19 protein-coding genes and 1 pseudogene are annotated in these 24,390 nt (G+C 61.2%); 8 read left to right on the plus strand and 12 right to left on the minus strand.

From position 1 onward, the window contains the following. Positions 1 to 36 precede the first annotated feature (36 nt). The 6 genes from F8N66_RS03985 (at position 37) to F8N66_RS04005 (ending at position 2,886) form a co-directional block, all read left to right on the plus strand. Entirely contained in the window at positions 37 to 375 is a 339-nt protein-coding gene (locus F8N66_RS03985; RefSeq protein ID WP_150768925.1) for a DUF5629 family protein, read from the plus strand. Then, entirely contained in the window at positions 368 to 1,537 is a 1,170-nt protein-coding gene (locus F8N66_RS03990) for a lactonase family protein (RefSeq protein ID WP_150768926.1), read from the plus strand. The genes F8N66_RS03985 and F8N66_RS03990 overlap by 8 nt, the downstream gene beginning before the upstream one ends. A 155-nt stretch (positions 1,538 to 1,692) precedes the next feature. After that, positions 1,693 to 1,872, plus strand: coding sequence for a hypothetical protein (locus F8N66_RS03995; protein WP_150768927.1), 180 nt, complete (start codon positions 1,693 to 1,695; stop codon positions 1,870 to 1,872). A gap of 306 nt (positions 1,873 to 2,178) precedes the next feature. Continuing rightward, positions 2,179 to 2,304: a hypothetical protein gene (locus F8N66_RS31945; RefSeq protein ID WP_263597732.1), complete on the plus strand. Its 126-nt coding sequence runs from the start codon at positions 2,179 to 2,181 to the stop codon at positions 2,302 to 2,304. Between the two features lie 115 nt (positions 2,305 to 2,419). Next, on the plus strand, positions 2,420 to 2,632 hold the full coding sequence (locus tag F8N66_RS04000; RefSeq protein WP_150768928.1) for a hypothetical protein: 213 nt from the start codon (positions 2,420 to 2,422) through the stop codon (positions 2,630 to 2,632). After that, the gene (locus tag F8N66_RS04005) at positions 2,629 to 2,886 is read left to right on the plus strand and encodes a hypothetical protein (RefSeq protein ID WP_150768929.1); all 258 of its coding nucleotides are present in this window, start codon (positions 2,629 to 2,631) and stop codon (positions 2,884 to 2,886) included. The genes F8N66_RS04000 and F8N66_RS04005 overlap by 4 nt, the downstream gene beginning before the upstream one ends. Positions 2,887 to 3,009: 123 nt before the next feature. Here the strand turns inward: F8N66_RS04005 and F8N66_RS04010 are convergent, their stop codons facing one another. From F8N66_RS04010 to F8N66_RS04060, 10 genes are all read right to left on the minus strand, one after another. Further along, positions 3,010 to 3,606, minus strand: coding sequence for a glutathione S-transferase (locus F8N66_RS04010; protein WP_150768930.1), 597 nt, complete (start codon positions 3,604 to 3,606; stop codon positions 3,010 to 3,012). Then, positions 3,603 to 7,244 (minus strand): AAA family ATPase, encoded by a 3,642-nt coding sequence (locus F8N66_RS04015; RefSeq protein WP_150768931.1) that lies wholly within the window; start codon positions 7,242 to 7,244, stop codon positions 3,603 to 3,605. The genes F8N66_RS04010 and F8N66_RS04015 overlap by 4 nt, the downstream gene beginning before the upstream one ends. After that, the gene (locus tag F8N66_RS04020) at positions 7,241 to 8,485 is read right to left on the minus strand and encodes an exonuclease SbcCD subunit D C-terminal domain-containing protein (RefSeq protein WP_150768932.1); all 1,245 of its coding nucleotides are present in this window, start codon (positions 8,483 to 8,485) and stop codon (positions 7,241 to 7,243) included. Before F8N66_RS04020 ends, F8N66_RS04015 begins: the two co-directional genes overlap by 4 nt. Before the next feature lie 182 nt (positions 8,486 to 8,667). Further along, the gene (locus tag F8N66_RS04025; protein ID WP_150768933.1) at positions 8,668 to 10,308 is read right to left on the minus strand and encodes a BatD family protein; all 1,641 of its coding nucleotides are present in this window, start codon (positions 10,306 to 10,308) and stop codon (positions 8,668 to 8,670) included. Next, entirely contained in the window at positions 10,305 to 12,044 is a 1,740-nt protein-coding gene (locus F8N66_RS04030) for a tetratricopeptide repeat protein (protein ID WP_150768934.1), read from the minus strand. The genes F8N66_RS04025 and F8N66_RS04030 overlap by 4 nt, the downstream gene beginning before the upstream one ends. Then, complete coding sequence (locus F8N66_RS04035; RefSeq protein ID WP_150768935.1) at positions 12,041 to 13,120, minus strand: vWA domain-containing protein; 1,080 nt, start codon at positions 13,118 to 13,120, stop codon at positions 12,041 to 12,043. The genes F8N66_RS04030 and F8N66_RS04035 overlap by 4 nt, the downstream gene beginning before the upstream one ends. Further along, entirely contained in the window at positions 13,113 to 13,607 is a 495-nt protein-coding gene (locus F8N66_RS04040; RefSeq protein ID WP_150768936.1) for a DUF4381 domain-containing protein, read from the minus strand. The genes F8N66_RS04035 and F8N66_RS04040 overlap by 8 nt, the downstream gene beginning before the upstream one ends. Continuing rightward, positions 13,604 to 14,548, minus strand: a complete 945-nt coding sequence (locus F8N66_RS04045; protein ID WP_150768937.1) for a DUF58 domain-containing protein — start codon at positions 14,546 to 14,548, stop codon at positions 13,604 to 13,606. The genes F8N66_RS04040 and F8N66_RS04045 overlap by 4 nt, the downstream gene beginning before the upstream one ends. Positions 14,549 to 14,553: 5 nt before the next feature. After that, positions 14,554 to 15,513: an AAA family ATPase gene (locus F8N66_RS04050; protein ID WP_150768938.1), complete on the minus strand. Its 960-nt coding sequence runs from the start codon at positions 15,511 to 15,513 to the stop codon at positions 14,554 to 14,556. 281 nt (positions 15,514 to 15,794) lie between these two features. After that, a complete protein-coding gene (locus F8N66_RS04060; RefSeq protein WP_150768940.1) occupies positions 15,795 to 16,148 on the minus strand; it encodes a hypothetical protein in 354 nt (117 codons plus the stop codon). Between the two features lie 168 nt (positions 16,149 to 16,316). Here F8N66_RS04060 and F8N66_RS04065 point away from each other — a divergent pair, with 168 nt between their 5' ends. Together F8N66_RS04065 and F8N66_RS04070 are read left to right on the plus strand one after the other, a co-directional pair. After that, positions 16,317 to 17,426 carry an RHS repeat-associated core domain-containing protein gene (locus F8N66_RS04065; RefSeq protein WP_150768941.1) on the plus strand — a complete coding sequence of 370 codons (1,110 nt, stop codon included), beginning with the start codon at positions 16,317 to 16,319 and terminating at the stop codon, positions 17,424 to 17,426. 508 nt (positions 17,427 to 17,934) lie between these two features. Beyond that, a pseudogene (locus F8N66_RS04070) lies at positions 17,935 to 22,792 on the plus strand (NAD-glutamate dehydrogenase); the annotation flags it as partial. Between the two features lie 180 nt (positions 22,793 to 22,972). Here the strand turns inward: F8N66_RS04070 and F8N66_RS04075 are convergent. Both F8N66_RS04075 and F8N66_RS04080 read right to left on the minus strand, forming a co-directional pair. Further along, entirely contained in the window at positions 22,973 to 23,683 is a 711-nt protein-coding gene (locus F8N66_RS04075) for an ATPase (protein ID WP_150768943.1), read from the minus strand. Between the two features lie 228 nt (positions 23,684 to 23,911). Further along, positions 23,912 to 24,325 carry a cupin domain-containing protein gene (locus F8N66_RS04080; RefSeq protein WP_150768944.1) on the minus strand — a complete coding sequence of 138 codons (414 nt, stop codon included), beginning with the start codon at positions 24,323 to 24,325 and terminating at the stop codon, positions 23,912 to 23,914. Positions 24,326 to 24,390 lie beyond the last annotated feature (65 nt).

Below are 24,390 nucleotides of genomic sequence, written 5' to 3' on the forward strand. Positions count from 1 at the left end.
TCGCGAGCAAGCCCGCTCCCACAGGGAATGTGGTGCATGAGCTATCATTGCGTCTTTCCCATTCAAAGATTGACTGCCATGACTGCTGTAACCGATACCTTGCTCAATGCCCTCGAACACTGCGGTATGGTGGAAATCGATGGGCTGCATGCCTTCGAATTCGCCCTTGATGTCGACGACAACCTGCATATCGAATGCATGGACGGTCGAGCGGCCAAGCACTGGGAGTTCACCCCGGCACAGATCCAGGCGGCGACCTTCGATACGACGTTGCAGAGCTGGCTGATCAAGGATGACGGCGGCGAACACCGTCTGGTCTGCCTCGGCGATGTCATCAGCGGCGACAACGAAGACGACGAACAAGAGGATGCGTAACCTCTGGCCGCTGCTGATCGCCGCCAGCATCGGCGCGATGGGCGTTCAGGGCGCCTGCGCCGATGAGTATTCATTGCTCGTGGGGTCGTACACCGCCGGGCAAAGCCAGGGCATTTACCGGCTCAATTTCGACAGCGCGACCGGGCAGATCAACCCCAGGCCGTTGCAAGTGATCATCAGCGAAAACCCGTCCTGGCTGACCCTGTCCGGGGATCAGCGACGCCTGTTCGTGGTCAATGAAAATGGCCCGGGCCAGGCCGAACCGGTCGGACGGGTCAGCAGCTACGCGATCGACCCCAAGACCCATGAACTGAGCCTGATCAATCAGGTGCAGAGCCTGGGCAACGAGCCAACGCATTCGAGCCTCAGCGCGGATGCCAGCCATCTGTTCGTCAGCAATTACTCAGTGGCCGAAGATCCGGGCGGCACCCTGGCGGTGTTGCCGGTGGCGGCAGATGGCACGCTGAAGCCGGTGGTGCAGATGAGCAGCCATCCCGCCAGCCGGGTCAATCCCGAACGGCAGATGTCGGCGCATGTGCATTCGACGATTACGTCGCCGGATGGCAAGTACGTGTTCTCCAATGACCTGGGCGCGGACAGGGTTTTCGTCTACCGCTTCGACCCCAAGGCCAATCCCGACCTGCCGTTGACCCCGGCCACGCCGGCATTCGTCCAGCTGCCACCCGGCAGCGGCCCGCGTCATCTGCTGTTCAGCGCTGATGGCAAACACGCCTGGCTGACCATGGAAATGAGCGCCCGGGTCGCGGTGTTCGATTACCGGGACGGCACGCTTGAGCAGACGCAAATGGTCGATCTGGCGGCCGGCCAGCCAGTGTCCGACAAGGCGGGCGCCGCGCTGCACGCCTCCCGCGATGGCAAGTTTCTCTACGTCAGCAACCGGGGCACCGCCAATCAGTTGCTGGTGTTCGCCATCGATCCGCTGAGCGGGCATCTCAAGGAGCTGCAGCGCAGGTCGGTGGAGGGCGACCATCCACGGGAGTTCAGCCTCGATCCCGGCGGCAAGTTCGTGCTGATCGCCAACCAGAAAAGCAACCAGATCGTCGTCGTCGAACGTGATGCCAACAGCGGTCTGCTCGGCAAAACCGTGCAGAAACTGCCGATGGACGCGCCAAGCGACCTGAAGTTTGTGCTGCGACAATAGACCGCAGGCCTCGGTTCGCGGGGCCTGTAGCTTTCTATCAATGAGCCTGATATTTGGTAGTGCTACAAAAGATTTCAAGGCGTCGTTCCTCGAAGGTTAAGTTTGCTTCACGGCCCCACCGGGCAAGCAAGCCAACTGACTTCGAGGAATACACCATGAACTTCAATCTCTTCTCCATCATCGCCGCTTCCGCCATCTCTGCCACCGTGGCCCTGCCAGCCAGTGCCAACGTTGAAATCAGCGACAAAAAATCCCACACCCAGAGCTACACCCCGAAATACCTGCAACAAAGTGCCAACTTCTACGCCGCGCTGGATCACAAAGCCCAGCACTGAGCGTTTATCCCCGCAATCCCTGTAGCAGCTGGCGAAGCCCGCTTCCGTGTAGGAGCGAGCCCTGCTCGCGATGGTCGTCAACGATGACGCGGACAGCCTGATTGCCCGCAGCGCCTGGACTTCAATCGCGAGCAGGGCTCGCTCCTACATGGAAGCGGGCTTCGCGAGCTGCAACAGATGTCGCTCCTGCATAACGCGTTTACGACAACATCATTTAGCCATTCATGTAGCGCTTGATATCACATGGCCATCGGTTTAAATTTGACGCGGATTTTTTGACTCCTTCACTAGAAAAGGATCGACAAGATGGCGATGCGTCTGGCCGTGGTTCTGCTGTTCCTCTATTCCACTCCAATTCTGTCCGCTGCCGAGCCATTTTCCGGGGAGCCCGACGCTGCCCGCGAGCGCATGATTAGTTTTATCGAAGACTGAAATAGTCTTCTTCAATGATCAACGCAGATGATATTCGCTATAGACAAGGGTGGTTGGTCGCTGATGCTTTTTTGACCGATTCTGTGGGCTCTGAAACATGCCCACGGAGTTCATCATGGCCAGCGCAATCATCACTTCTGCCAAACGCGGCGCCTATGTGGCTATCGGTCTTTACCTGGTCATGGTGCTGGTTGTCAGTCTTTCGCCACAATCGCAACAATCCTTCGAAGCGCCTATCCAAGTCGCACACCCTGGCATCCAGTTTGAACACCGCGCACAACAGGCGCTGGTCGATCAGGCTGATCTGGCGGGAGTGGGCGGAGCATGAACCGTTGCAAACTCCTGGTTATCGCCTTTCTGGCGTTCATCACCAATGGCTTTTCCTTGCTGGGCATCGGGCAAGGTTCGATAGGCGGGGTGGCACGGGCCATGGAGGCCAATCACAACATCGCGCGCAACATCGAGATCGCCAAGGCCATGGGCATGCTGGCCGGCAACCCGCCGCTCAAACCCGATAGCGGGTTTTTCGGGCCGTTCCAGGTCGATTGCTCGGTGATCGGCATGTGTGAAGTGCTGGCGTAAACCACACGGCCCCCTGTAGGAGCGAGCATGCTCGCGATGGACCCGAGAAAGCAGTGGGGTGTCAGATTCCCCACGTTATCGTTAACGACCATCGCGAGCATGCTCGCTCCTACAGAAAAGCGGTTATTTCTTCATGATCGATGTGAATAAATCCGAATCCAGAAACCGCTGCAACCAGGCCTGCAACCGTCCATAAGGCGTCTGCGCGAACCACTCGCGATCGACATGGGCGAATTGCCGTATGAACGGCATCAACGCCACATCGGCCAGGCTGGGATGGTCGGCCAGCAAATAATCCCGACCCTCCAGCAACTCATCCAGCTTGCGCAGAAATATTTCACCTTCGGCGCGGTAATGCTCCATCGGCTGTTCGGGATAGCGCTCGGCGTACTTGTAGCGATTGAGCTGCACCTTGAACGCCTGATCGTTCTCTTCGATCAACGCCGCGATGGCGCATTGTCCCTGCGGCTCATCCTTGAGCAACCAATCCTGCGGATCATTCTGTGCCAGCGCCCAATGCATGATTTGCAGGCTTTCATCAATCACCCGGCCTTCAACGCTCAGCACCGGCACCGTGCCCTTGCTCGACAGCGCGAGCATCTCGGCGGGCTTGGCCTTGAGGCTGACTTCGACAATCTCCACGGCCACTCCCGAGTAACGCAGGGCCATGCGCGCCCGCATGGCGTAGGGGCAGCGGCGGAAGGAGTAGAGCGTGATCATTTCACCTCCAGGGTACTGAGGCCGTTGCCCTGGCGGTGAACCTGAATCTGCACCGGAATCCGCTCATGCATTTCCTGCACGTGGGAAATCACCGCGACCTTGCGCCCCTGGGCCTGCAAGCCGTCGAGGGCGTCCATGGCCAATTGCAAAGATTCCGGGTCGAGGCTGCCAAAGCCCTCGTCGATGAACAGCGATTCGATTTTCAGCGTGCTCGACGCCATCGAGGCCAGGCCCAGTGCCAGGGCCAGCGACACCAGGAAGGTTTCGCCCCCGGACAGCGAATGCACCGACCGCAGCTCGTCGCCCATCTCGGTGTCCATCACCAGCAGCCCGAGCATGCTGCCGCCCCGCTTGAGGCGATAGCGGCGCACCAGTTGGCGCAGTTGCACGTTGGCGTGGTGCACCAGCAGGTCGAGGTTGTAGGCCTGGGCGATCTTGCGGAAGGTGTCGCCGGTGGCCGAACCGATCAACGCACTGAGGCGCGCCCAGCGTTGATACTCGGTGTAAGCCTCGGCGATTTGCCGGGCCAGCGCCTGATTGGCGTTCTGCCGGCGCTGATCCTCCGCCTGCTCGGCGCGCAACTCGGCGCACTGCTGTTCGCTGACGACAAACTGTTTTTGCAGGTCGGTGAGAGCGGCATCGAGTTGTTCGGCGTCCAGGTTGCCGTTGCTTTGCGCCTGGTGATCAAGCAAACGCTGATCGCGTTCCTGCACCAGGACGCTCGCCTGTTCGATGGCTTTTTCGCTGTGCTGCAAGCGTTGGCGCAGCTCGCTGACCTGCGCGTCATCAACCCGTAACAGATCTTCGAGGCCGGCGTCATCCAGCTCCGGATGATGGGCGCGCCAGTCGGCGATGTTGCCGGCCAGTTGCGTGTCTTCGCTTTCCAGCGCTTGCAGGCGTTCCTGCTGCGCCTTGAGTTCGGTGGCGACGCGCACCTGTTGTGTGAGGACGCTTTGCAGTTCCTGGGCCGTGGTGGTGTCAGCGCTGCGTGCCGTTTCCACGTTGTGCTCAAGCTGCTGCTGCCAATGTTCGGCACTGCTGTGGTCGCCGAGCAATTGTCCGAGCGTCTGCTGGCTCGCCTGCTGTTGTTCAGCCAGCGCATTGAACTGCTGTTCGGCGACCTGCGACTGTTGCACGCGAGTCTGCTGCCGATCCTGTTCCTTTTCCAGCTGTTGCTGGCGCTGTTGCTGCTCGGCAAGCTCTTCCTTCTGCTGATCGAGTTGCGCCAGGCGCTCGGTGATCTGTCGATCCAACTGCATGAAGGTCGCTGCCGGCTCGACGCGCAACGCTTCGAGGGTCTCGGCGGGCAACAGGCTGGCGAACGCGGTGAGTTCTTCGTCCAGACGCTGACGGTCGCTGCCCAGTTCGCGCTGTTGGTTGTCCAGTTGCCGGGCCGCTTGCTGGTGCGCGGTTTCGGCTTGGCGCAGTTGCTGGGTCAGGCGCGCGGCGTCCTGTTGCAGGGTGAGCAGGGTGGTTTGCCGTTGCTCGTCCTGGGTGATGCTCTGATTCAGCTGGCTGGTTTGCCGGGTGAGCCAGGCGTCACGTTTGTCGGCGTCCTGATCCAGTAGTTGCGCTGCCAGCGGATGCGCTTCAAGGCTTGGCGCCAAGGTCTGTTGCTGGGTCGCCAGTTGCTCCTGCTGTTGCAGCAGCTCCTTTTGCTGGGCGATCAGGCCGCCGACTTCGGCGCGCAGGTCGGTGAGCTTTTCCTTGAGCAAGTCGACGGCTTTCTGCGCGTTGGCTTGCTCGCTCTCGTCGAAGCGTCCGAGGCTTTGCAGCAGCGCTTCGGGCTGATGGTACGGATGCTCGTGGCTGCCGCAGACCGGGCAAGGCTGATCGTCGTGCAGCTGCGCACGCAATTCCTCGACACTGGCACTGCGCGCCAGTCGCTGGCGTTCCAGCAGTTCTCGGGTGACGTTGAGGGTCTGTTCGGCGACGCTCAGTTCAGCCTTGGCCTTGACCCCATCCTGGGTCAGGCGCTCGCGTTCCTGCTGGGCGGTGAGCTGGCGTTGTTGCAGTTCGGCAGCGCGCTTGTCCAGCTCCTGCTGGCTGGCCCACAGCCGCGTCAGGTCTTCGATGGCGCGCAGTTGCTTGCGGTTGTCCTGCAACAGGTTGCCGAGAATACCGATCTGCTCGGCGACCGCATCGGGCTCGGCGTCGGCCTCCTTGAACAACACTTCCAGCTGCTGTTTTTGTGCAGTGAGTGCTTGTGCGGTCTGCGTGGCGTTCTGTTCGAGGCTGGCCAGTTCGGCCTGGCCTTGATTGAGTCGATTGCCGATCAGCATCAACTGTTGCAGGCGATCGCGGTAGGCATTCCAGGCATCGCTCAGCGGCGCCAGATGGGCGCTTTGCTCCAGTTCGGTGGCGATGCGCTGCAGGTGTTCGGCCACTTGAGCCTGCCGTTCGTGCAAGCCTTGAATCGCCTGTTGGCCTTGAGCACAGGCCTGTTCGGCGTTGTGCTTGGATTCAGCGCTCAGGGCTGTGTCCCTGGCGAGGCGGGCGAGGGTGCTTTGTTCTTCGAAGGCCTGACGCAGCAACGGCAAGCTGTCGGTTTGGCGCTGTTGCGCTTCGCTCAAGGCGATTCGTGCGGCGTTGAGCTGTTGCTCAAGCTGCGTATGTCGCTCGACGAGTTCGCCTTGCTGCTGCGTATGTTGGGCGATTTGCGCCGCCAAAGGTGTCAGCAGCGTATCGATCTGGGCTTTGCGGGCGAACTGGTGCCGTTGTGGCGCCAGTTGCTCCAGGCGCGCCAGCCTGAGGCGTTCGCCGGCCAGGTTTTGCCAGTGGGCCTGCGCCGATTGCCGTTGTTCGGTGGCGCTGTGTTGCGCGTCCTGCAGCTGACGCAGTTCCTTGAGCCAAGTGTGCTGCAACTCAAGCTGCCTGAGCTGCGCCTGCTGCAACTTGAGTTGTTGCTGCGCCGCGGTGAAACGCGCGTCCAGTTCGGCCCGGGCTTCGGGTGCCAGTGGCGTGACTCCGCTGGCCTGATCCTGCAACAGTTTGTGGGCTTCGCGGGCTTCCTTGGTCTTGTCAAACGCGCGGCGGCCCAAGCGGGTGTAGAGGGCTGTGTCGGTGAGCTTTTCCAGCAGTTCGCTGCGGTCGTTGTCATCGGCCTTGAGGAAAGCGCTGAACTCGCTTTGCGCCAACAGCACGGCGCGGGTGAACTGTTCGAAGTTCAGGCCCAGTACCGCTTCGATCCGGGTTTTGAATTCAAGCTTCTGACTGGCAAGCAGCTGGTCCTGGTCGATGTCGCGCAGGCTTTGGCGACTGGCTTGCAGCCGGCCGGCGGCTTTTTCCCGTGCGCGGTTGGCTTCCCAGCGGGCACGGTAGCGACGGCCGTCGATGCCGACGAAATCGACCTCGGCGTAACCTTCACCGGTGCCGCGACGCAACAGGGTGCGAGGATCGCCGGTGCCGATTTCGCCATCGACATCCGGCGCCTTGGCCGAGGGCTGCACGCTGTTGAGTCGCGGCACCGTGCCGAACAGCGCCAGGCACAAGGCATCGAGCAAGGTGCTTTTGCCGGCGCCAGTCGGGCCGGTGATGGCAAACAGGCCAGCACTGGCCAGCGGTTCGGCAGTGAAGTCGATCTCGAAAGGGCCGGCCAGCGAGGCGAGGTTTTTCAGGCGGATCGCGAGAATCTTCATGGCTGTTCGCTCTCCATCTGCACATCGTGTAGCAGCTCGGCAAAGTCCTTTAGGGTTTGCTCGTCGACCTCGCTGCCGTAGTTGTCGTGCCAGGCGCGGCTGAACAGTTCCTGGGGCGTGAGCTGGTCCAGCTCGATCAGCGTCGTATCGTCATCGGTGCCGTCACGGCTGCCGGCGCCCGCGTATTCCGCCGCGATGCGCACCAGGCGCACGGCCTTGCCTTGCAGGGCGGTTTCCACTTGGTTGCGCAGGTCCGGTTGCGGTTCGTCGAGGCGTACCCGCACCTCCAGCCAGGGCTGGCGCTGGTAGTCGGCCAACAGGTCGATGATCGGCAGTTCGGCCAGTTGCAGCAGGATCTCCGCCAGCGGGGCCGGGCCGATGCGTTGCAGATTGACCGCGCGAGGAATGAGTCTGGGCTCGACACTGACCAGGGTTTCGCCGTCGAGGGTGATGTCGAGAATCTGGTGCTTGTAGCCGATCTCGGAGAACGACAGCGGAATGGGTGAGCCGCAGTAGCGAATTCGCTCTTCGCCGTTGACCTTCTGCGGTTTGTGCAAGTGCCCCAGGGCGACATAGCTGATGCTCGGTCCGAACAGGCTGGCCGGCAGGGCTTCGGCGTTGCCGATGATCAGGCTGCGCTCGGAGTCTTCGGACACTGAGCCCCCGGCCATGTGCGCATGGCTGATGGCGATCAATGCCTGGCCTTTCTTTCGTTTGGCGTTGGCGGCTTCGATCAGCCATTCGTGAACCTGGCCGATACCGCGCAGGTAGTTGTCGCCCAGGTGCGCACCGGTGACTTCGGCGGGACGCAGGAACGGCAGCGCCAGGCACCAGGCCACGACCTTGCCTTTGGCATTGGGCAGCGGCAGCAGCAGGCGCTCGGCATCCAGCTGACCGTCATCGAGCCACAGCACCCGCCCCAGCGCGTGGGTGCGCAAACGGCGCATCAGCGGTGCGGGCAGCTCGATCCGTGAGCCGGAGTCGTGGTTGCCGGCGATCATCACGATGGTCAGCTTCGGTTGCTGTTCGTGGGCGCTGACGATGAAGTCGTAGAGGCGTTCCTGGGCTTTGACCGGCGGGTTGACCGTGTCGAAGATATCGCCGGCGATCAGCAACACATCCGGCTGATCGAGTTTGAGCTGGCGCAGCAGCCAGTCGAGAAAACAGCCGTGCTCGAAATCGCGATCCTGGCCGTGCAGGTTCTGCCCGAGGTGCCAGTCGGAGGTGTGGAACAGACGCAAGGCGAACTCCGTAGGAATTGGGTGATGGCCACATGGGAAATGGATTGTGGCTAAAGGGGAGGGAGTTTACTGGTAAACAGTCGGGAATGCCGAAAGGCAAAAAAGATCGCAGCCTGCGGCAGCTCCTACAATGGTTCGACGTACACCCTGTAGGAGCTGCCGCAGGCTGCGATCTTTTGATTCTATTTGGGATACAGCGGCGGCAGCCCGCTGTCGCCCACCGGGTCCTGAACCCGCTCGGCCATCGGGATCGCCCGAATCGCCCGCCACAGCTCGTCACCTTGCCAGTGCTGGCCGGTTTCGCTGTACAGCGCGCCGTTCAGGCCGTCCAGGGCATCGGACAGTGGCACGAAGCGGGCGGCCATGTCGGCCAGGGTTTCCGGTTGCTGCCGGGCCCAGGCGTCGAGGGCCTGGCGGGTGGCGTGGGAGTCATTGGCCTGGCAGGCGCGCTTGAGCTCGTCGAGCACTGTGCGCGGGCTCGGGCCGGTTTGCGCCGCGCGCAGGATTGCCGGTTGCCAGCGTGCGCGCCACCACAGGCCGAAGCCCAGCAGGGTGGTGCACGCCAGGACCAAGGTGCTGAGCTTCCAGCGCCACAGGCTTTCGCTGTCGACCGTCGCGTTGAGGGGCGCGGTGCCGGCTGGCGTGTCGACCATCAGGCTCGGATTGGCCGCGACCTGCAGGGTCCGGGCCGGCAGGCTGCTGTGCTCCAAATGGTCTTCGAAAGTGTTCCACCAGATCACTTCGACCGACGGCAGCTCGATTGAACCGCTGCGCGCGGGCACCAGCGCTTCGCGGTCCTCGCGACTGCCAACCAGGCCACGGTCGCTGTTCTGGTTGCCCAGCACCGGCTGATCCGGATAGCGGCGCAAGCCATTGACTTCGGTGCCGGGCAGCGGCGGCAGTTGCGAGCTGGCCAGGCCCTCGGCCTTCACCGTCAGGCTGCGAGTCAGCGAATCGCCGACCTGCACGTGCTCGGGCTCCGGATTCCAGGTCTCGCTGAGCGTCAGGCTGCGCGCCGGCAACCAGGGCAGGTCGGCGGGGTAAGTGATGGGCTTGGCCTTGACCGTCAGGAGGATTTCGCCGGAGCTGACCCGCATCAGTTTGCCGGACTTCGGTGCCGGCGACGTGGCGTCCTGGGCGGGTTGCGCATCCACCAGCGCGGCATTGAAGATCTGTCCCGGAATGATCAGCTCACCGCTGTGCTGCGGGTAGATCGCGTAGCGCATTTCAATCACGCCGTGACGCACGCCATTGATGTCTTTTTCATAGGTGCGCGATTCGCCCAGCTGTTCAATGCGCGCATCGGGGATCTGCAACGGCGGCAGGCTGCTGTCGTCGTACAGCGACACCGAATGGTAAATGCGCAAGGTCAGGATCGCCTGGGCCTGCACGTACACACTGGTTTGATCGAGGCTGGCGTCGATGAACACCGGGGCCAGTTTGTGGGTGTTTTCCTGGGTTTGGCTCTCGACCACTTGCACGGTGATCGGCTGGCTTTCCACGTCGCCCAGCTTCAACGACGGGATGACCACGCTGCCGGTCTGCAGCGGTAGCAGGGTAACGATCCAGCGGGTGGTGGCGCGGTTTTCGCCGCTGAGGGTGTTCAACTGGTTGACCTGGCGGGTGCCGCGCACTTCGAACAGCGGTTCCAGCGGCGTCAGGTCCGGCTTGCCGAACTGGGTGACGTCGTTGGATTCCAGGATCAGCTCGATGGTCTCGCCGGAGTTCAGGCGCGTGCGGTCGACACTGGCGACCAGCTCCGCAGCCTGGGCCTGAACGGTGTACAACACAAAGGCGAACGTGAAAGCGGTGAAGCGGGTCATCGAGTTTTTCCCTGATCCTGATGTTGTTGCTGTTCGTACCAGAATTTGCGCCTGAGCAACTCGCCCGGATCATCCGGGATCTGCCGCAGCCATTGCTCCAGCGCCTGCTGCTGCTCGCCGTCGAGGCTGTCGGTGGCCGGGCGCATGGGCGGCGTGGTGTGTTGTTCGTCGCCCAATTCGCTGCCCGGGACTTCATTGCTGCCCGGTTTCGGCGGCCTGGCAGGCGAGGGTTCGGCATTGGCGTCTGTCTGCGAATCCGCGGTTTTCGGCTCGCCTGGGCTCTGCGCCTGGGTGGCCGCACCGGGCGGTGGTTCTTGTGCGGACGCTGGATTCTCCTCGCTGGCGGAATTGTCCGGCTCAGCGGTGGGCGGGGTGGTTTTCTGCTTGAGCAGGGTTTCCACCAGGGCCTTGTTGGTCAGCGCCGGGCGTAGGTCCGGTTGGCGTTCGAGGGCCTGGTCATAGGCGTCCAGCGCCGCCTCCAGTTCACCGCTTTTAGCCAGGGCGTTGCCTCGATTGTAGTGGGCGTGGGCATCGTTGCCCTCGGCGAACCGCTGGGCGGCGCCGCTGAAATCGCCGGCCTCGTACAGCGCCACGCCTTGCCACTGGTGATCTTCGAAGTGCTGCGCGGCTTCGGCCGGGCGTTTCTGCTTGAGCAGGTGCTGGCCCTGTTGATCGGGGCGCAGCCACAAGTCCTGGAAATCGAAGGCATGGCTGGGTTGTGGCAGCGCAAGGAGCAGCGGCAGGCAGAGCAACCAGCCACGCCGACCGGCACAGGCCGCCAGCAGCAACAGTGGCAACAACAGCCAGTAACCCTGGTCGGCCCAGGCGTCCAGGCGCAGGGTCTGGCCGTCGTTGCGCAAGTGGCGCGGGCCATCGAGCAGGCCCAGCGCACGCAGATCACTGTCGCCCAGTCGCGCATGGCGATAGCGCCCGTCCAGATCATTGGCAAAGGCTTTCAGGCCGGGCTCGTCCAGGTGCGGCACCAGAATCGCGCCCTGTTCGTCCTTCAGGAAACTGCCGTCTTCCTGGGTGATCGGCGCGCCCTCGGCGGTGCCGATGCCGAGCATCAGGAACTGGGTGGATTTGCCGCTTAACGCGCGACGAATCCCCAGGCGTTCCTGTTCCGTCAGCGACGAGCCGATCAGCAGGATCCGGCCATCGCCCAGGGCGGCTTGCTCCAGCAGGGTCAGGGCCTTGGCCACCGCCAGATCGGCGCGATGACCGGCTTCGGGCATCAGCGACGGCTTGAGCGCGTCCAGCAGATTGCGGCTGGTGGTCAGGTCGTCCGACAGCGGCACCAGCGTGTGGGCGCTGCCGGCGTAGACGACGATGGCGGTCTGCGCGTCGCTGCGGTTTTGCAGCAGGTCGAAGAGCTTGCGCCGGGCCTGTTCCAGGCGGTTGGGCTGCACGTCGGTGGCGAGCATTTCCGGGGTCAGCTCCAGGATCACCACCAAGGGGTCGGCGGGTTTCTGGCTCAGTTGTTCGACACGTTCCCAGCTCGGACCCAGCAACGCCAGGATGGTCAGCAGCCACGCCACGCCCAGGGCGACCCACGGCAGTTTGCTGTCGCGCCCGCTGCCACCGCTGAGCAGCACCCCATGGAAGGCCGGTGGCAGGATCATCTGCCAGCGTCCGGCACGCTTCTGCCGGTGCCAGAGTTTCCACAGCAACCAGCCCAGCAGCGGCAGCAACAGCAGCCACCAGGGGCGGAACCAGTAAGGCCAGAGCGCGCTCATCGACGCCTCCGCAGCCGCAGGCGCTTGAGACGCTGGCGCCAGTCAGGCCGTTGTGTTTGCAAAAACAGGTCCTTGGTAAACAGGCGTTGCAGCAGGTTGTCCGGCCAGAGTGCGCGCGCCACCAGCAACAGGCTCAACAGCAGCGCCATCGCCAGGGGCCATTGATACAGTGTCCGGGCCGGGCGCGCCTGGGTGGGTTGCTGGGTCACGGGCTCCAGTTGGTCGAGGGTGGTCTTGATCGCTTGCAGCTCCTTGCCATCGCGGGCCCGGAAGTAACGGCCGCCGGTCGCCTCGGCAATCGCTATCAGTGATGGTTCATCGAGGTCCAGGCTCGGATTGATGCCAAGGAATCCCAGGTTGCCAGCTTCCTCCGGGTCGGCACCAATACCGATTGGATAGATTTTCACCCCTTCCCGGGCAGCAAGGCGTGCCGCGGTGAGCGGGTCGATTTCACCACCGTTGTTGGCGCCATCCGTCACCAGGATCAGCACCCGGCTCTGAGCCGGGCGTTGGCGCAGGCGCTTGAGGGCCAGGCCAATGGCGTCGCCGATGGCGGTGTTCTTGCCGGCGATGCCGATGCGCGCTTCGTCGAGCCAGACGCGCACGGTGTGGCGGTCAAAGGTCAGCGGGGCTTGCAGGTAGGCCTGGCTGCCGAACAGGATCAAGCCGACCCGGTCGCCATCGCGGCTTTCGAGGAAGTCACCGAGCAGGTGCTGGACCAGCGTCAGGCGGCTGACGTCTTCGTCCTGCCACTGCATGTCGGGGAAATCCATGGAGCCGGACACGTCCACGGCCACCAGCAGGTCGCGACCACTGGCCGCGATCGGCAGCGGCTCGCCGAGCCATTGCGGGCGCGCCGCGGCGCTCAGCAGCATCAACCACAGCAGCAGGAACGGCGCCTGTTGCCGCCAGGCCGGCAGGTTGGCGCGGGCGCGGCGCCGGGCCAGGCCTTCGAGGTCGCTGAGAAAACTGACTTTGAGCGCCGGCTCGCCACTGTCGGCCACCGGCAGCACCAGACGCATCAGCCACGGCAATGGCAGCAGGGCGAAGATCCACGGCCAGGCGAACTCAAACATGTTTGCGAATCCAGGTGTCGACAGCCTGGGTCAGGCCGGCGATGGCCTTGTCGTCGAGTTTGCACTCGGGTTTGTAGGCGCCTTCGACCAGCACCATCCAGCGGGTCAGACCGGCTGCGGGGCAGCGGTTGTCGAGGAAGGCCAGCCATTTGCGCCCGTTGAGTGTGTGGCTTTGGCTGTAAGGGTAATGGTTGCGGCACAGGCGCTTGAGCAGGCCGTTGAGTTGCTGCAGCCAGGCGCCCGCGGGCGCACCGTCGTAGGGCTTGGGCATCAGCGCCAGTTCCGCCAGCGCGGCGAGGCGCACCGGGTCCAGCGGTTGTTCGGCGCGCACCACCGCGTGCTTTTGCGGAAGATAACGCCGCAGTTTCCACAGGCCGAAGCCCAGGGCGGGCACCAGCAACAGCAGGCCCCACCAACCCGGTGCCGGCGGCCAGAAACCGATCGCCGGCGGAGAGATCAGCGGTTGCAATTGTTCGAGACCGTTCATCGACCTTTCCCCGGCTTCTGAGGGTTCAGGTACTCGCGCAGTTGCTCGACCATTTCACTCTGGGTGCTCAACGGCATCAACAACACCCGCAGTTTTTGCGCCAGCAGTTCCCAGCGGGCGATGCGTGCCTCGGCCTGGGCGCGGTAAGTCTGGCGCAGTTCGAAATTCAGGGTGTCGAGCTCCAGCTGCGCGCCGCGCTCGGCAAAACGCAGCAAACCGGCAGCGGGGAGGGCGTGATCCAGCGGGTCGGACAGCGGCAACAGCAACAGGTCGCAATGGCGCGACAGCAGGCTCAATTGCTGTTCGGCGCTCTCGGTCAAGGCGCGCTCATCGCAAATCACAATCACCAGGCTGCCGGGGCGCGACACTTCCCGGGCACGGCGCAGGGCAATGCCGAACGCATCGCGGTCCGGTTCGCTTTCGGTGTGCAACGACTGATTGACCCGCACCAGTCGGTTGAGCAATTGCAGCAGGCTCTGTTTGCTGCGCCGGGGCTTGATTTCGTAGTGCTCGTTGTCGCCGTACACCAGCCCGCCGACCCGGTCGTTATGGCCCAGGGCCGCCCAGCCGATCAGGCTCGCGGCCTGGGCGGCGAGCACCGACTTGAACATCAGACCCGAGCCGAAAAACAACCGGCGGCTCTGCTCGACCATGATGAAAATCGGCCGTTCGCGCTCTTCGTGGAACAGTTTGGTGTGCGGCTCCTGGGTGCGCGCGGTGACGCGCCAGTCGATGGTCCGCACGTCGTCGCCGGCCTGATAGACGCGCACCTGATCGAAGTCCACGCCACGGCCGCGCAGCTTGGAGTGGTGCAGGCCGATCAGCGGGCTGCGCTGGCTCGGCGTGGAGAACAGTTGCACTTCGCGCACGCGATGACGCATCTCGATCAGATCGGCGAGGGTGACGCGAATACCTGGTTGCGGCGGCAGGAGGGCGTTCATCGGGGTCAAGCGACGGCGACGACGTCGAGGATCCGCTGGACGACCCGGTCCTGATCGATGCCGGCGGCTTCCGCTTCGAAGGAAAGAATGATGCGATGGCGCAACACATCGAACAGCACCGCCTGAATGTCTTCGGGGCTGACGAAGTCGCGGCCGGCAAGCCAGGCGTGGGCACGGGCGCAACGGTCCAGCGCGATGGAACCGCGAGGACTAGCGCCCCAAGCGATCCACTCGGCCATTTCCGGGTCGAACTTGGCCGGTGTGCGCGTGGCCATGACCAGTTGCACCAGGTATTCCTCCACGGCATCGGCCATGTACAGGCCGAGGATTTCCTTGCGCGCGGCAAAAATCGCCTGCTGGCTGACCCGGCGCTCGGGCTTGGTCTCGCCGTTCAGGGCTTCGCCCCGGGCCTGTTGCAGGATGCGGCGCTCGACGGCGGCGTCCGGGAAGCCGATTTTCACGTGCATCAGGAAGCGGTCGAGCTGCGCCTCGGGCAGCGGATAGGTGCCTTCCTGCTCGATGGGGTTTTGCGTGGCCATCACCAGAAACAGCGGCGACAGCTCATACGTGCTGCGCCCGACACTGACCTGGCGCTCGGCCATGGCTTCGAGCAGCGCCGACTGAACCTTGGCCGGGGCCCGGTTGATTTCGTCCGCCAGCACCAGGTTGTGGAAAATCGGGCCTTGCTGGAACACGAAGCTGCCGGTTTCCGGGCGATAGATTTCCGTGCCGGTGATGTCGGCAGGCAACAGGTCGGGGGTGAACTGGATACGGTGGAACTGGGCTTCGATGCCTTCGGCGAGTTCTTTGATGGCCTTGGTCTTGGCCAGGCCAGGGGCGCCTTCGACCAGCATATGGCCGTCGGCGAGCAGGGCGATGAGCAAGCGCTCGATGAGTTTTTCCTGGCCGAGAATCTGCGTTGAAAGAAAGGTTCGCAGCGCAAGCAGCGCTTCACGATGTTCCATCGATGACTGTTCCTGGAAAGGGTGACCGAAGACGTTCATATAACGCCAGGGCTGGGGGCGTTACTTTAATCTATCGCGGGGGGCGGCGACTAACGGCATTTTGTGCAAAGTGCGGGAATGATCGGGGAAACGGCTGGAAGTTTGTACGGCCGGGAAAGCTGCGTCGTTCTTTCTTGCCTCTTCGCGAGCAAGCCCGCTCCCACATTGAGGGCATTCTTCCTGAAAGAATGCGGTTGAATGTGGGAGCGGGCTTGCTCGCGAAGGCGTCAGGCCAGACACCCTCAAAGCTGGCTGATGTAAGCCCCGGTCCCTTTGAGAATGTTCTGCAACGTCTCTTCCACCTCAGCCAGATCACTCGCATCGGTGCTGTGGGTGATCTCCAGCACATCATCCCCATTCAACGCATCGGCATCCGCCGCCGCGATTTCGATTTTCAGCAGGGTAGGGCTGAGGGTGACTTTCACGCCATCGAGCGTCGAAGGCTCGCCGTCAAGGGTGATTTCCAGCTCGTCCTCGTCCGGATAGCGGGTCATCAGGAACATTTCGCCCTGGTCGCTGTGGCAGCAGAGCATGGCCATGTTGTCTTCTTCGTCATCGCACGGGTTGACGATCAAGAGGGCGGTGGTCATTTGCATGGGGGAAGTCCTGGCGCTGGGCGCGGTGTTGGCGGGTAAAGTGTGATTTTGCCAGTGTTGGCGGGATTTTGTTGGGCTGAGTTGAGCCTAACAGTTCTGTTAGTTGCCAATGGCAGCAAAGTGGTCAACAGTCGTCGGTGTTTACTGATCTCAGTTGGAGTCTTCTGAATGCCCAGAATACAGAAAACACTTCCAATCCGTTATCGCTACGACGCGCTGGATCGCTTGACCAGTCATGGTCAGCTGAGTGATTCCGGATGTCAGCGATTCTACTGCGACAACCTTTTGGCCAGCGAGCTGGCAGGCGACGAACAGTTGTCGGTTTTTCAGTGTTACGATCGATTGTTGGCGCAAAAATGGCGTCAGGGTCACGGGGTTGCATGCACGTTATTGGCCAGTGATTTGTCTGGCTCTATCATTCGGTCGCTCCAAGAGAACTTGAAACAAACCTGCTCGTATTTGCCCTACGGTCATCGCCCTGAGAACAGTAGTTTAATCAGTTTATTGGGGTTCAACGGTCAACGACTAGAGCGAGTGACTGGATGCTATCTGTTGGGGAATGGCTATCGTGCGTTCAATCCGGTGCTAATGCGATTCAATAGTCCTGATAATTTGAGTCCGTTTAGAAAGGGTGGGATAAATCCGTATGCGTATTGCCAAGGAGACCCGATTAATCGTCGCGACCCTACGGGGCATTTTTTTGCTGCGGTATCTGACTTCTTTTCCAGATTAGGATCCGCATTCCAGGGCTATGGATTGAGTAATGGCGGCAAAGCCAAATATGTATCATCATATTACGCTACACCTAGGTTGGTGATTAGGCCAGATGTACCTGTTAAGCCCGTTTTCAACGTTAGTTCACTTATTGATGGTGTGGTGGCGTTTGATGATGTTTATAAGGGAAAGCCTCGAATCAACATAAGTGCGCATGGTGAGCCAGGGGTTGTTGATGGATACCCGAATTATCAGTTTGGTGGGAAAGGTTTATATAACGTCGCTAAGGATTCTGGGATTGACTTTAACAAATACAGTAGTGTGCGATTGGTGATTTGTAGTTCAGCAGATAGCGTGGATTTTTACGGTCGCAGTGTAACCCCCTTGGCTCAGGAGTTTGCTGATATCACGAGGCTGCCTGTTAAGGGGTATAAGGGACAGGTATTTGAGAATTTTGGTGATCCGCGCGCGGGGAATGTTAGTAATTATCATCATGGAATAAATAAAACAGTCGCTGGCAATTATAACCCTGTCATTTTTAGTTCGGTAATACGGATGAGTTGAATGGAGGGTTCTAACTTTCGAAAAGGACTGGTGGTGCTTTTTTGGTTCTTCACAGGTTTGATGAGTAATCATATTTAATGCCGTTACGATTATTTTCCCTCTCGATAATTTGTCCAACTCAGTGATGCTTTTGGTACTTTCGTTCTGCACGTTGGGCAAAAAAACGCCATTTTCCCACACGGCTGCTAATGTTATCCGATGCTCCAGCCCCCAACCTGCATACCGATGACCGAATATGTCGCAGCATCGCAAGCACGGGCCTTGCCGCACTCGTTAAGCTGCGCAACGGATGAGCACCTGTAAAGGCATTGCGCTGCGCGCAGCCCAGTCGTTTTTGCAGATGCCCATTCATGGAAGGTGAATGTGACCCGAGTGTCTCGTCCAGCTTCACCCACCTGTCCCCCTGTTTCCTCTGCCCGAGAATCAGGAACAGGGTGACGGGTAGCCCCTGACAGGGGTTTTGCACGCGACGCTTCCATCAATAACAAGCCCAAGCGGAGTACCACAGATGGCGTTCTTCACCGCAGCCAGCAAAGCCGACTTCCAGCACCAACTGCAAGCGGCACTGGCGCAGCACATCAGTGAACAGGCACTGCCACAAGTGGCGCTGTTCGCTGAACAATTCTTCGGCATCATTTCCCTGGACGAACTGACCCAGCGTCGGTTGTCCGATCTCGCTGGCTGTACCCTTTCTGCGTGGCGCCTGCTTGAGCGCTTCGACCATGCGCAACCGCAAGTGCGCGTCTACAACCCCGATTACGAGCGTCATGGCTGGCAGTCGACCCACACCGCGGTCGAAGTGCTGCACCACGACCTGCCGTTCCTGGTGGACTCGGTGCGTACCGAGCTGAACCGTCGCGGCTACAGCATTCACACCCTGCAAACCACTGTGCTGAGCGTGCGTCGCGGCAGCAAGGGTGAGCTGCTGGAAATCCTGCCCAAAGGCACCCAGGGCGACGACGTGCTGCAAGAGTCGTTGATGTACCTGGAAATCGACCGTTGCGCCAACACCGCTGAATTGAACGTACTGACCAAAGAGCTGGAGCAAGTGCTCGCTGAAGTGCGCGTCGCGGTGGGTGATTTCGAGCCGATGAAGGCCAAGGTCCAGGAAATCCTGACCAACCTGGACAACAGCCGTTTTGCCGTCGATGCCGACGAAAAGACCGAAATCAAGAGCTTCCTGGAATGGCTGGTGGGCAACCACTTCACGTTCCTGGGTTACGAAGAGTTCGTGGTCAGCGACGAAGCCGATGGCGGCCACATCGTCTACGACAAGGACTCCTTCCTCGGCCTGACCAAGCTGCTGCGTGCCGGCCTGACCTACGATGACCTGCGCATCGAAGACTACGCCGTGAACTACCTGCGCGAACCGACCCTGCTGTCGTTCGCCAAGGCCGCGCACCCAAGCCGTGTACACCGTCCCGCTTACCCGGACTACGTGTCGATCCGCGAAATCGACGCGGACGGCAAGGTCATCAAGGAATGCCGTTTCATGGGCCTGTACACCTCGTCGGTGTACGGCGAGAGCGTGCGGGTCATTCCGTACATTCGCCGCAAGGTTGCCGAGATCGAACGCCGTTCCGGCTTCCAGGCCAAGGCTCACCTGGGCAAGGAGCTGGCGCAGGTGCTCGAAGTGCTGCCGCGCGACGATCTGTTCCAGACCCCGGTGGACGAGCTGTTCAGCACCGTGATGTCGATCGTGCAGATCCAGGAGCGCAACAAGATTCGCGTGTTCCTGCGCAAGGACCCGTACGGCCGCTTCTGCTACTGCCTGGCCTACGTGCCGCGTGACATCTACTCCACCGAAGTGCGCCAGAAGATCCAGCAAGTGCTGATGGATCGCCTGAAAGCCTCGGATTGCGAGTTCTGGACGTTCTTCTCCGAGTCCGTGCTGGCGCGCGTGCAACTGATCCTGCGCGTCGACCCGAAAAACCGCCTCGACATCGACCCGCTGCTGCTGGAAAAAGAAGTGGTGCAGGCCTGCCGCAGCTGGCAGGACGACTACTCCGCCCTGACGGTCGAAACCTTCGGCGAAGCCCAGGGCACCAACGTGCTGGCCGACTTCCCGAAAGGCTTTCCGGCTGGCTACCGTGAGCGTTTCGCCGCGCATTCGGCCGTGGTCGACATGCAGCACCTGCTGAACCTCAGCGACAAGAACCCGCTGGTGATGAGCTTCTATCAGCCGCTGGGCCAGGTGTCCGGCCAGCGCGAGCTGCATTGCAAGCTGTACCACGCCGATACCCCGCTGGCGCTGTCCGACGTCCTGCCGATCCTGGAAAACCTCGGCCTGCGCGTGCTGGGTGAGTTCCCGTACCGCCTGCGTCACAACAACGGCCGCGAGTTCTGGATTCACGACTTCGCGTTCACCGCCGCCGAAGGCCTGGACCTGGACATCCAGCAACTCAACGACACCCTGCAGGACGCGTTCGTCCACATCGTGCGCGGCGATGCCGAGAACGATGCGTTCAACCGCCTGGTACTGACGGCTGGCCTGCCTTGGCGCGACGTGGCGTTGCTGCGTGCCTACGCCCGTTACCTGAAGCAGATCCGCCTGGGCTTCGACCTGGGCTACATCGCCAGCACCCTGAACAACCACACCGACATCGCCCGCGAACTGACCCGGTTGTTCAAGACCCGTTTCTACCTGGCGCGCAAATTAAGCAGCGACGACCTCGAACAGCGTCTGGAACACGCGATCCTGACCGCTCTGGACGACGTCCAGGTGCTCAACGAAGACCGCATCCTGCGTCGTTACCTGGACCTGATCAAGGCGACCCTGCGGACCAACTTCTACCAGACCGACGCCAACGGCCATAACAAGTCGTACTTCAGCTTCAAGTTCAACCCGCACTTGATCCCTGAGCTGCCCAAGCCTGTGCCGAAGTTCGAAATCTTCGTGTACTCGCCGCGCGTCGAAGGCGTGCACCTGCGCTTCGGCAACGTTGCCCGTGGCGGCCTGCGCTGGTCGGACCGTGAAGAAGACTTCCGTACCGAAGTCCTGGGCCTGGTAAAAGCCCAGCAAGTGAAGAACTCGGTGATCGTGCCGGTGGGCGCGAAGGGCGGCTTCCTGCCGCGTCGCCTGCCATTGGGCGGCAGCCGGGACGAGATCGCGGCCGAGGGCATCGCCTGCTACCGCATCTTCATTTCGGGGTTGCTGGACATCACCGACAACCTGAAGGATGGCGCGCTGGTGCCGCCAACCAACGTCGTGCGTCATGACGACGACGACCCGTACCTGGTGGTCGCGGCGGACAAGGGCACTGCGACCTTCTCCGACATCGCCAACGGCATCGCCATCGACTACGGCTTCTGGCTGGGTGACGCGTTCGCGTCCGGCGGTTCGGCCGGTTACGACCACAAGAAAATGGGCATCACCGCCAAGGGCGCGTGGGTTGGCGTACAGCGTCACTTCCGCGAGCGCGGCATCAATGTCCAGGAAGACAGCATCACTGTGGTGGGCGTCGGCGACATGGCCGGTGACGTGTTCGGTAACGGCTTGCTGATGTCCGACAAGCTGCAACTGGTCGCGGCGTTCAACCACCTGCACATTTTCATCGACCCGAACCCAAACCCGGCGACCAGCTTCGCCGAGCGTCAGCGCATGTTCGACCTGCCACGTTCGGCGTGGTCGGATTACGACACCAGCATCATGTCCGAAGGCGGCGGGATCTTCTCCCGTAGCGCGAAAAGCATCGCGATTTCCCCGCAGATGCAAGAGCGTTTCGACATCAAGGCTGACAAGCTGACCCCGACCGAACTGCTCAATGCCTTGCTCAAGGCGCCGGTGGATCTGTTGTGGAACGGCGGTATCGGCACTTACGTCAAGGCCAGCAGCGAAAGCCACGCCGATGTCGGCGACAAGGCCAACGATGCGCTGCGCGTGAACGGCAACGAATTGCGCTGCAAGGTGGTGGGCGAGGGCGGCAACCTCGGCATGACCCAACTGGGTCGTGTGGAATTCGGCCTCAATGGCGGCGGTTCCAACACTGACTTCATCGACAACGCCGGTGGCGTGGACTGCTCCGACCACGAAGTGAACATCAAGATCCTGCTGAACGAAGTGGTTCAGGCCGGTGACATGACCGCCAAGCAGCGTAACGAGTTGCTGGCGAGCATGACCGACGAAGTCGGCAACCTGGTGCTGGGCAACAACTACAAGCAGACCCAGGCCCTGTCCCTGGCGGCCCGTCGCGCACTGCCGCGGATCGCTGAATACAAGCGCCTGATGAACGACCTGGAGGGCCGCGGCAAGCTGGATCGCGCCATCGAGTTCCTGCCGGCCGAAGACGCGATCAACGAGCGCGTTGCCGCGGGCCATGGCCTGACCCGTCCAGAGCTGTCGGTGCTGATTTCCTACAGCAAGATCGACCTCAAGGAGCAGTTGCTGGGCTCCCTGGTGCCGGACGACGACTACCTGACCCGCGACATGGAAACCGCTTTCCCGCCGACCCTGGTGAGCAAGTTCTCCGAAGCCATGCGTCGTCACCGTCTGAAGCGCGAAATCGTCAGCACCCAGATCGCCAACGATCTGGTCAACCACATGGGCATCACCTTCGTTCAACGACTCAAAGAGTCGACCGGCATGAGCCCGGCGAACGTGGCCGGCGCCTACGTGATCGTGCGTGACATTTTCCACCTCCCGCACTGGTTCCGTCAGATTGAAGCCCTGGACTACAAGGTTTCCGCCGACGTGCAACTGGAGCTGATGGACGAGCTGATGCGCCTGGGCCGTCGCGCCACGCGCTGGTTCCTGCGTGCCCGTCGCAACGAGCAGAATGCTGCCCGTGACGTCGCGCATTTCGGTCCGCACCTGGCGGCGCTGGGCCTCAAGCTCGACGAGTTGCTCAGTGGCGAGATCCGCGAAACCTGGCAGGCCCGTTATCAGGCATACGTCGCGGCTGGCGTGCCGGAGTTGCTGGCGCGCATGGTTGCAGGCACCACGCACCTGTACACGCTGCTGCCGATCATCGAGGCCTCCGACGTGACCGGCCAGGACCCAGCGGACGTGGCCAAGGCCTACTTCGCCGTGGGCAGCGCGCTGGACATCACCTGGTACCTGCAACAGATCAGTGCCTTGCCGGTTGAAAACAACTGGCAGGCCCTGGCCCGTGAAGCGTTCCGCGATGACGTCGACTGGCAGCAACGTGCGATCACCATCTCCGTCCTGCAACAGGGCGACGGCAGTCAGGACGTGGAAACACGCCTGTTGCAGTGGCTGGCGCAGCACGAGAGCACGATCGAACGCTGGCGCGCCATGCTGGTGGAAATTCGTGCCGCCAGCGGCACGGATTACGCCATGTATGCCGTGGCCAACCGTGAGTTGCTGGACGTGGCGTTGAGCGGTCAGGCACCGGCAGTGCCTGCCACTGCTGTCGCCAGCGAAGAGCTGGAGCCTGTGGCCTGATCAGGCGCTGAATGAAAAAGCCCCGCATTGAGAGATGCGGGGCTTTTTTTTGTCTGATGGTTGATGGCTGGTCGGGCCCCTTCGCGAGCAACGAAGCAGAACCAATGTGGGAGCGGGCTTGCTCGCGAAGGCGTCATTAATATCAATACAACTCTTTGCCTGTTTTGTTATCGATCATCGACACTTTATCTGTCGGGCTGGTCAATAAATTACTGAGCGACTGGTCAAACTTCTGCAATGCCCTTACTTGCACATTTTGCTGTTCGTTAATGTCGGCAACAATCTCTTCACTGCGTTTATAGTCCGCCCAAACAGGGCTCAGTGCTTTCGCATCGCGACCTTGCGCACTGCCGATGTAATTCAGGTTCCTGTCGTAAAAGTGTGCACTGACATCCGCTTCGATATCCGAACTGCGCGAAGTGATGAGTTGACTGCGGCTGTCGACCACCGCAACGACGTCCGGGCTGGCGGCCTTGAGGCTTTGCATGTCCGGATACACCGTGACCGAGCCGAACTGGCGCTGCAGGGAGGTTTTGACACCCTCCACCGCGAGATCGGGGTTGGAGGTGGCTACGTAGGCGTCATGGATTGACTGCACCAACAGGCTCTGGCCGAAACCCGTACCGGCATTGGCCTGGTAATCCTGCAAATAGGCGCGGTTGGCCTGGGTGTTGCGGCTGTACACCACGCCCAGGGAAACATTGGCCCCGCTGGGGACACGGGTGGCGCTGCTGCGGCCTACTGATTGATTGAAGATGCCATCCAGCGAAGCCACCGATGAAGGTGCCGTGGGAATTGAACAGCCGGTTAATAAAGCCGTTATCGTCAACGTACTGACAAGCGCAAGTTTCATGGTGTTTCTCCAGTGAAACAACTTCAGTCGGAAAGTGATCGAGCCGCAAGTAACCGGCAGTGCATTCAGACTAAACCGCTCAGCGCACAAGCCAATAGCCAATATCCGTCATTAACAGGTGGCCAATAGTTTTGTTTGCTGTAAAGAACCCGGCTTAATTGCCCGTCGACATAAAAAAGCCCAAATCGATGATTTGGGCTTTTTTATTTATGGCTGATGGTCCAGCGATCAGTTTTTCAGGGGGACCAACACTTTCTCGTCCGGCGACAAGACCATGAACACCAGCAACTTGGCCGGCTGGGTGGCGCTGGCATTTTTCGAAACCAGATGCTCGGACCCCGCCGCTTCGTACCAGAACTCTCCCGCCTTGTAAGTCACCTCTTTCTCGCCTTTTACCTGGGAAGTAATGGAGCCCTCCAGGACGTAGGCCATGGCGGTCCCGTCGTGCTTGTGGGCAATCGACGATTGACCGGGTTTGTAGTCGACTTCGATCATCAGGGCTTTTTTACCCGGGACGTTCTTCAGCATTTGATCCTGCAGTACCGTTACTTTCTCCGAAGGGTCACCGGCTTCATGGGCGAAGGCGGAAACGGACAGGGTCAGGGCGACAAGGGAAGTGGCACAGAAGCGCAAAACGTTCATGGTTCATACCTGCAAGGGTTGAGAGGTCAGGAACCAATCTAGTGCGCCAACCAGGACAATCAAAC

This window comes from Pseudomonas fluorescens (genome assembly GCF_902498195.1).
GTDB classification, from domain to species: Bacteria; Pseudomonadota; Gammaproteobacteria; order Pseudomonadales; family Pseudomonadaceae; genus Aquipseudomonas; species Aquipseudomonas fluorescens_BU.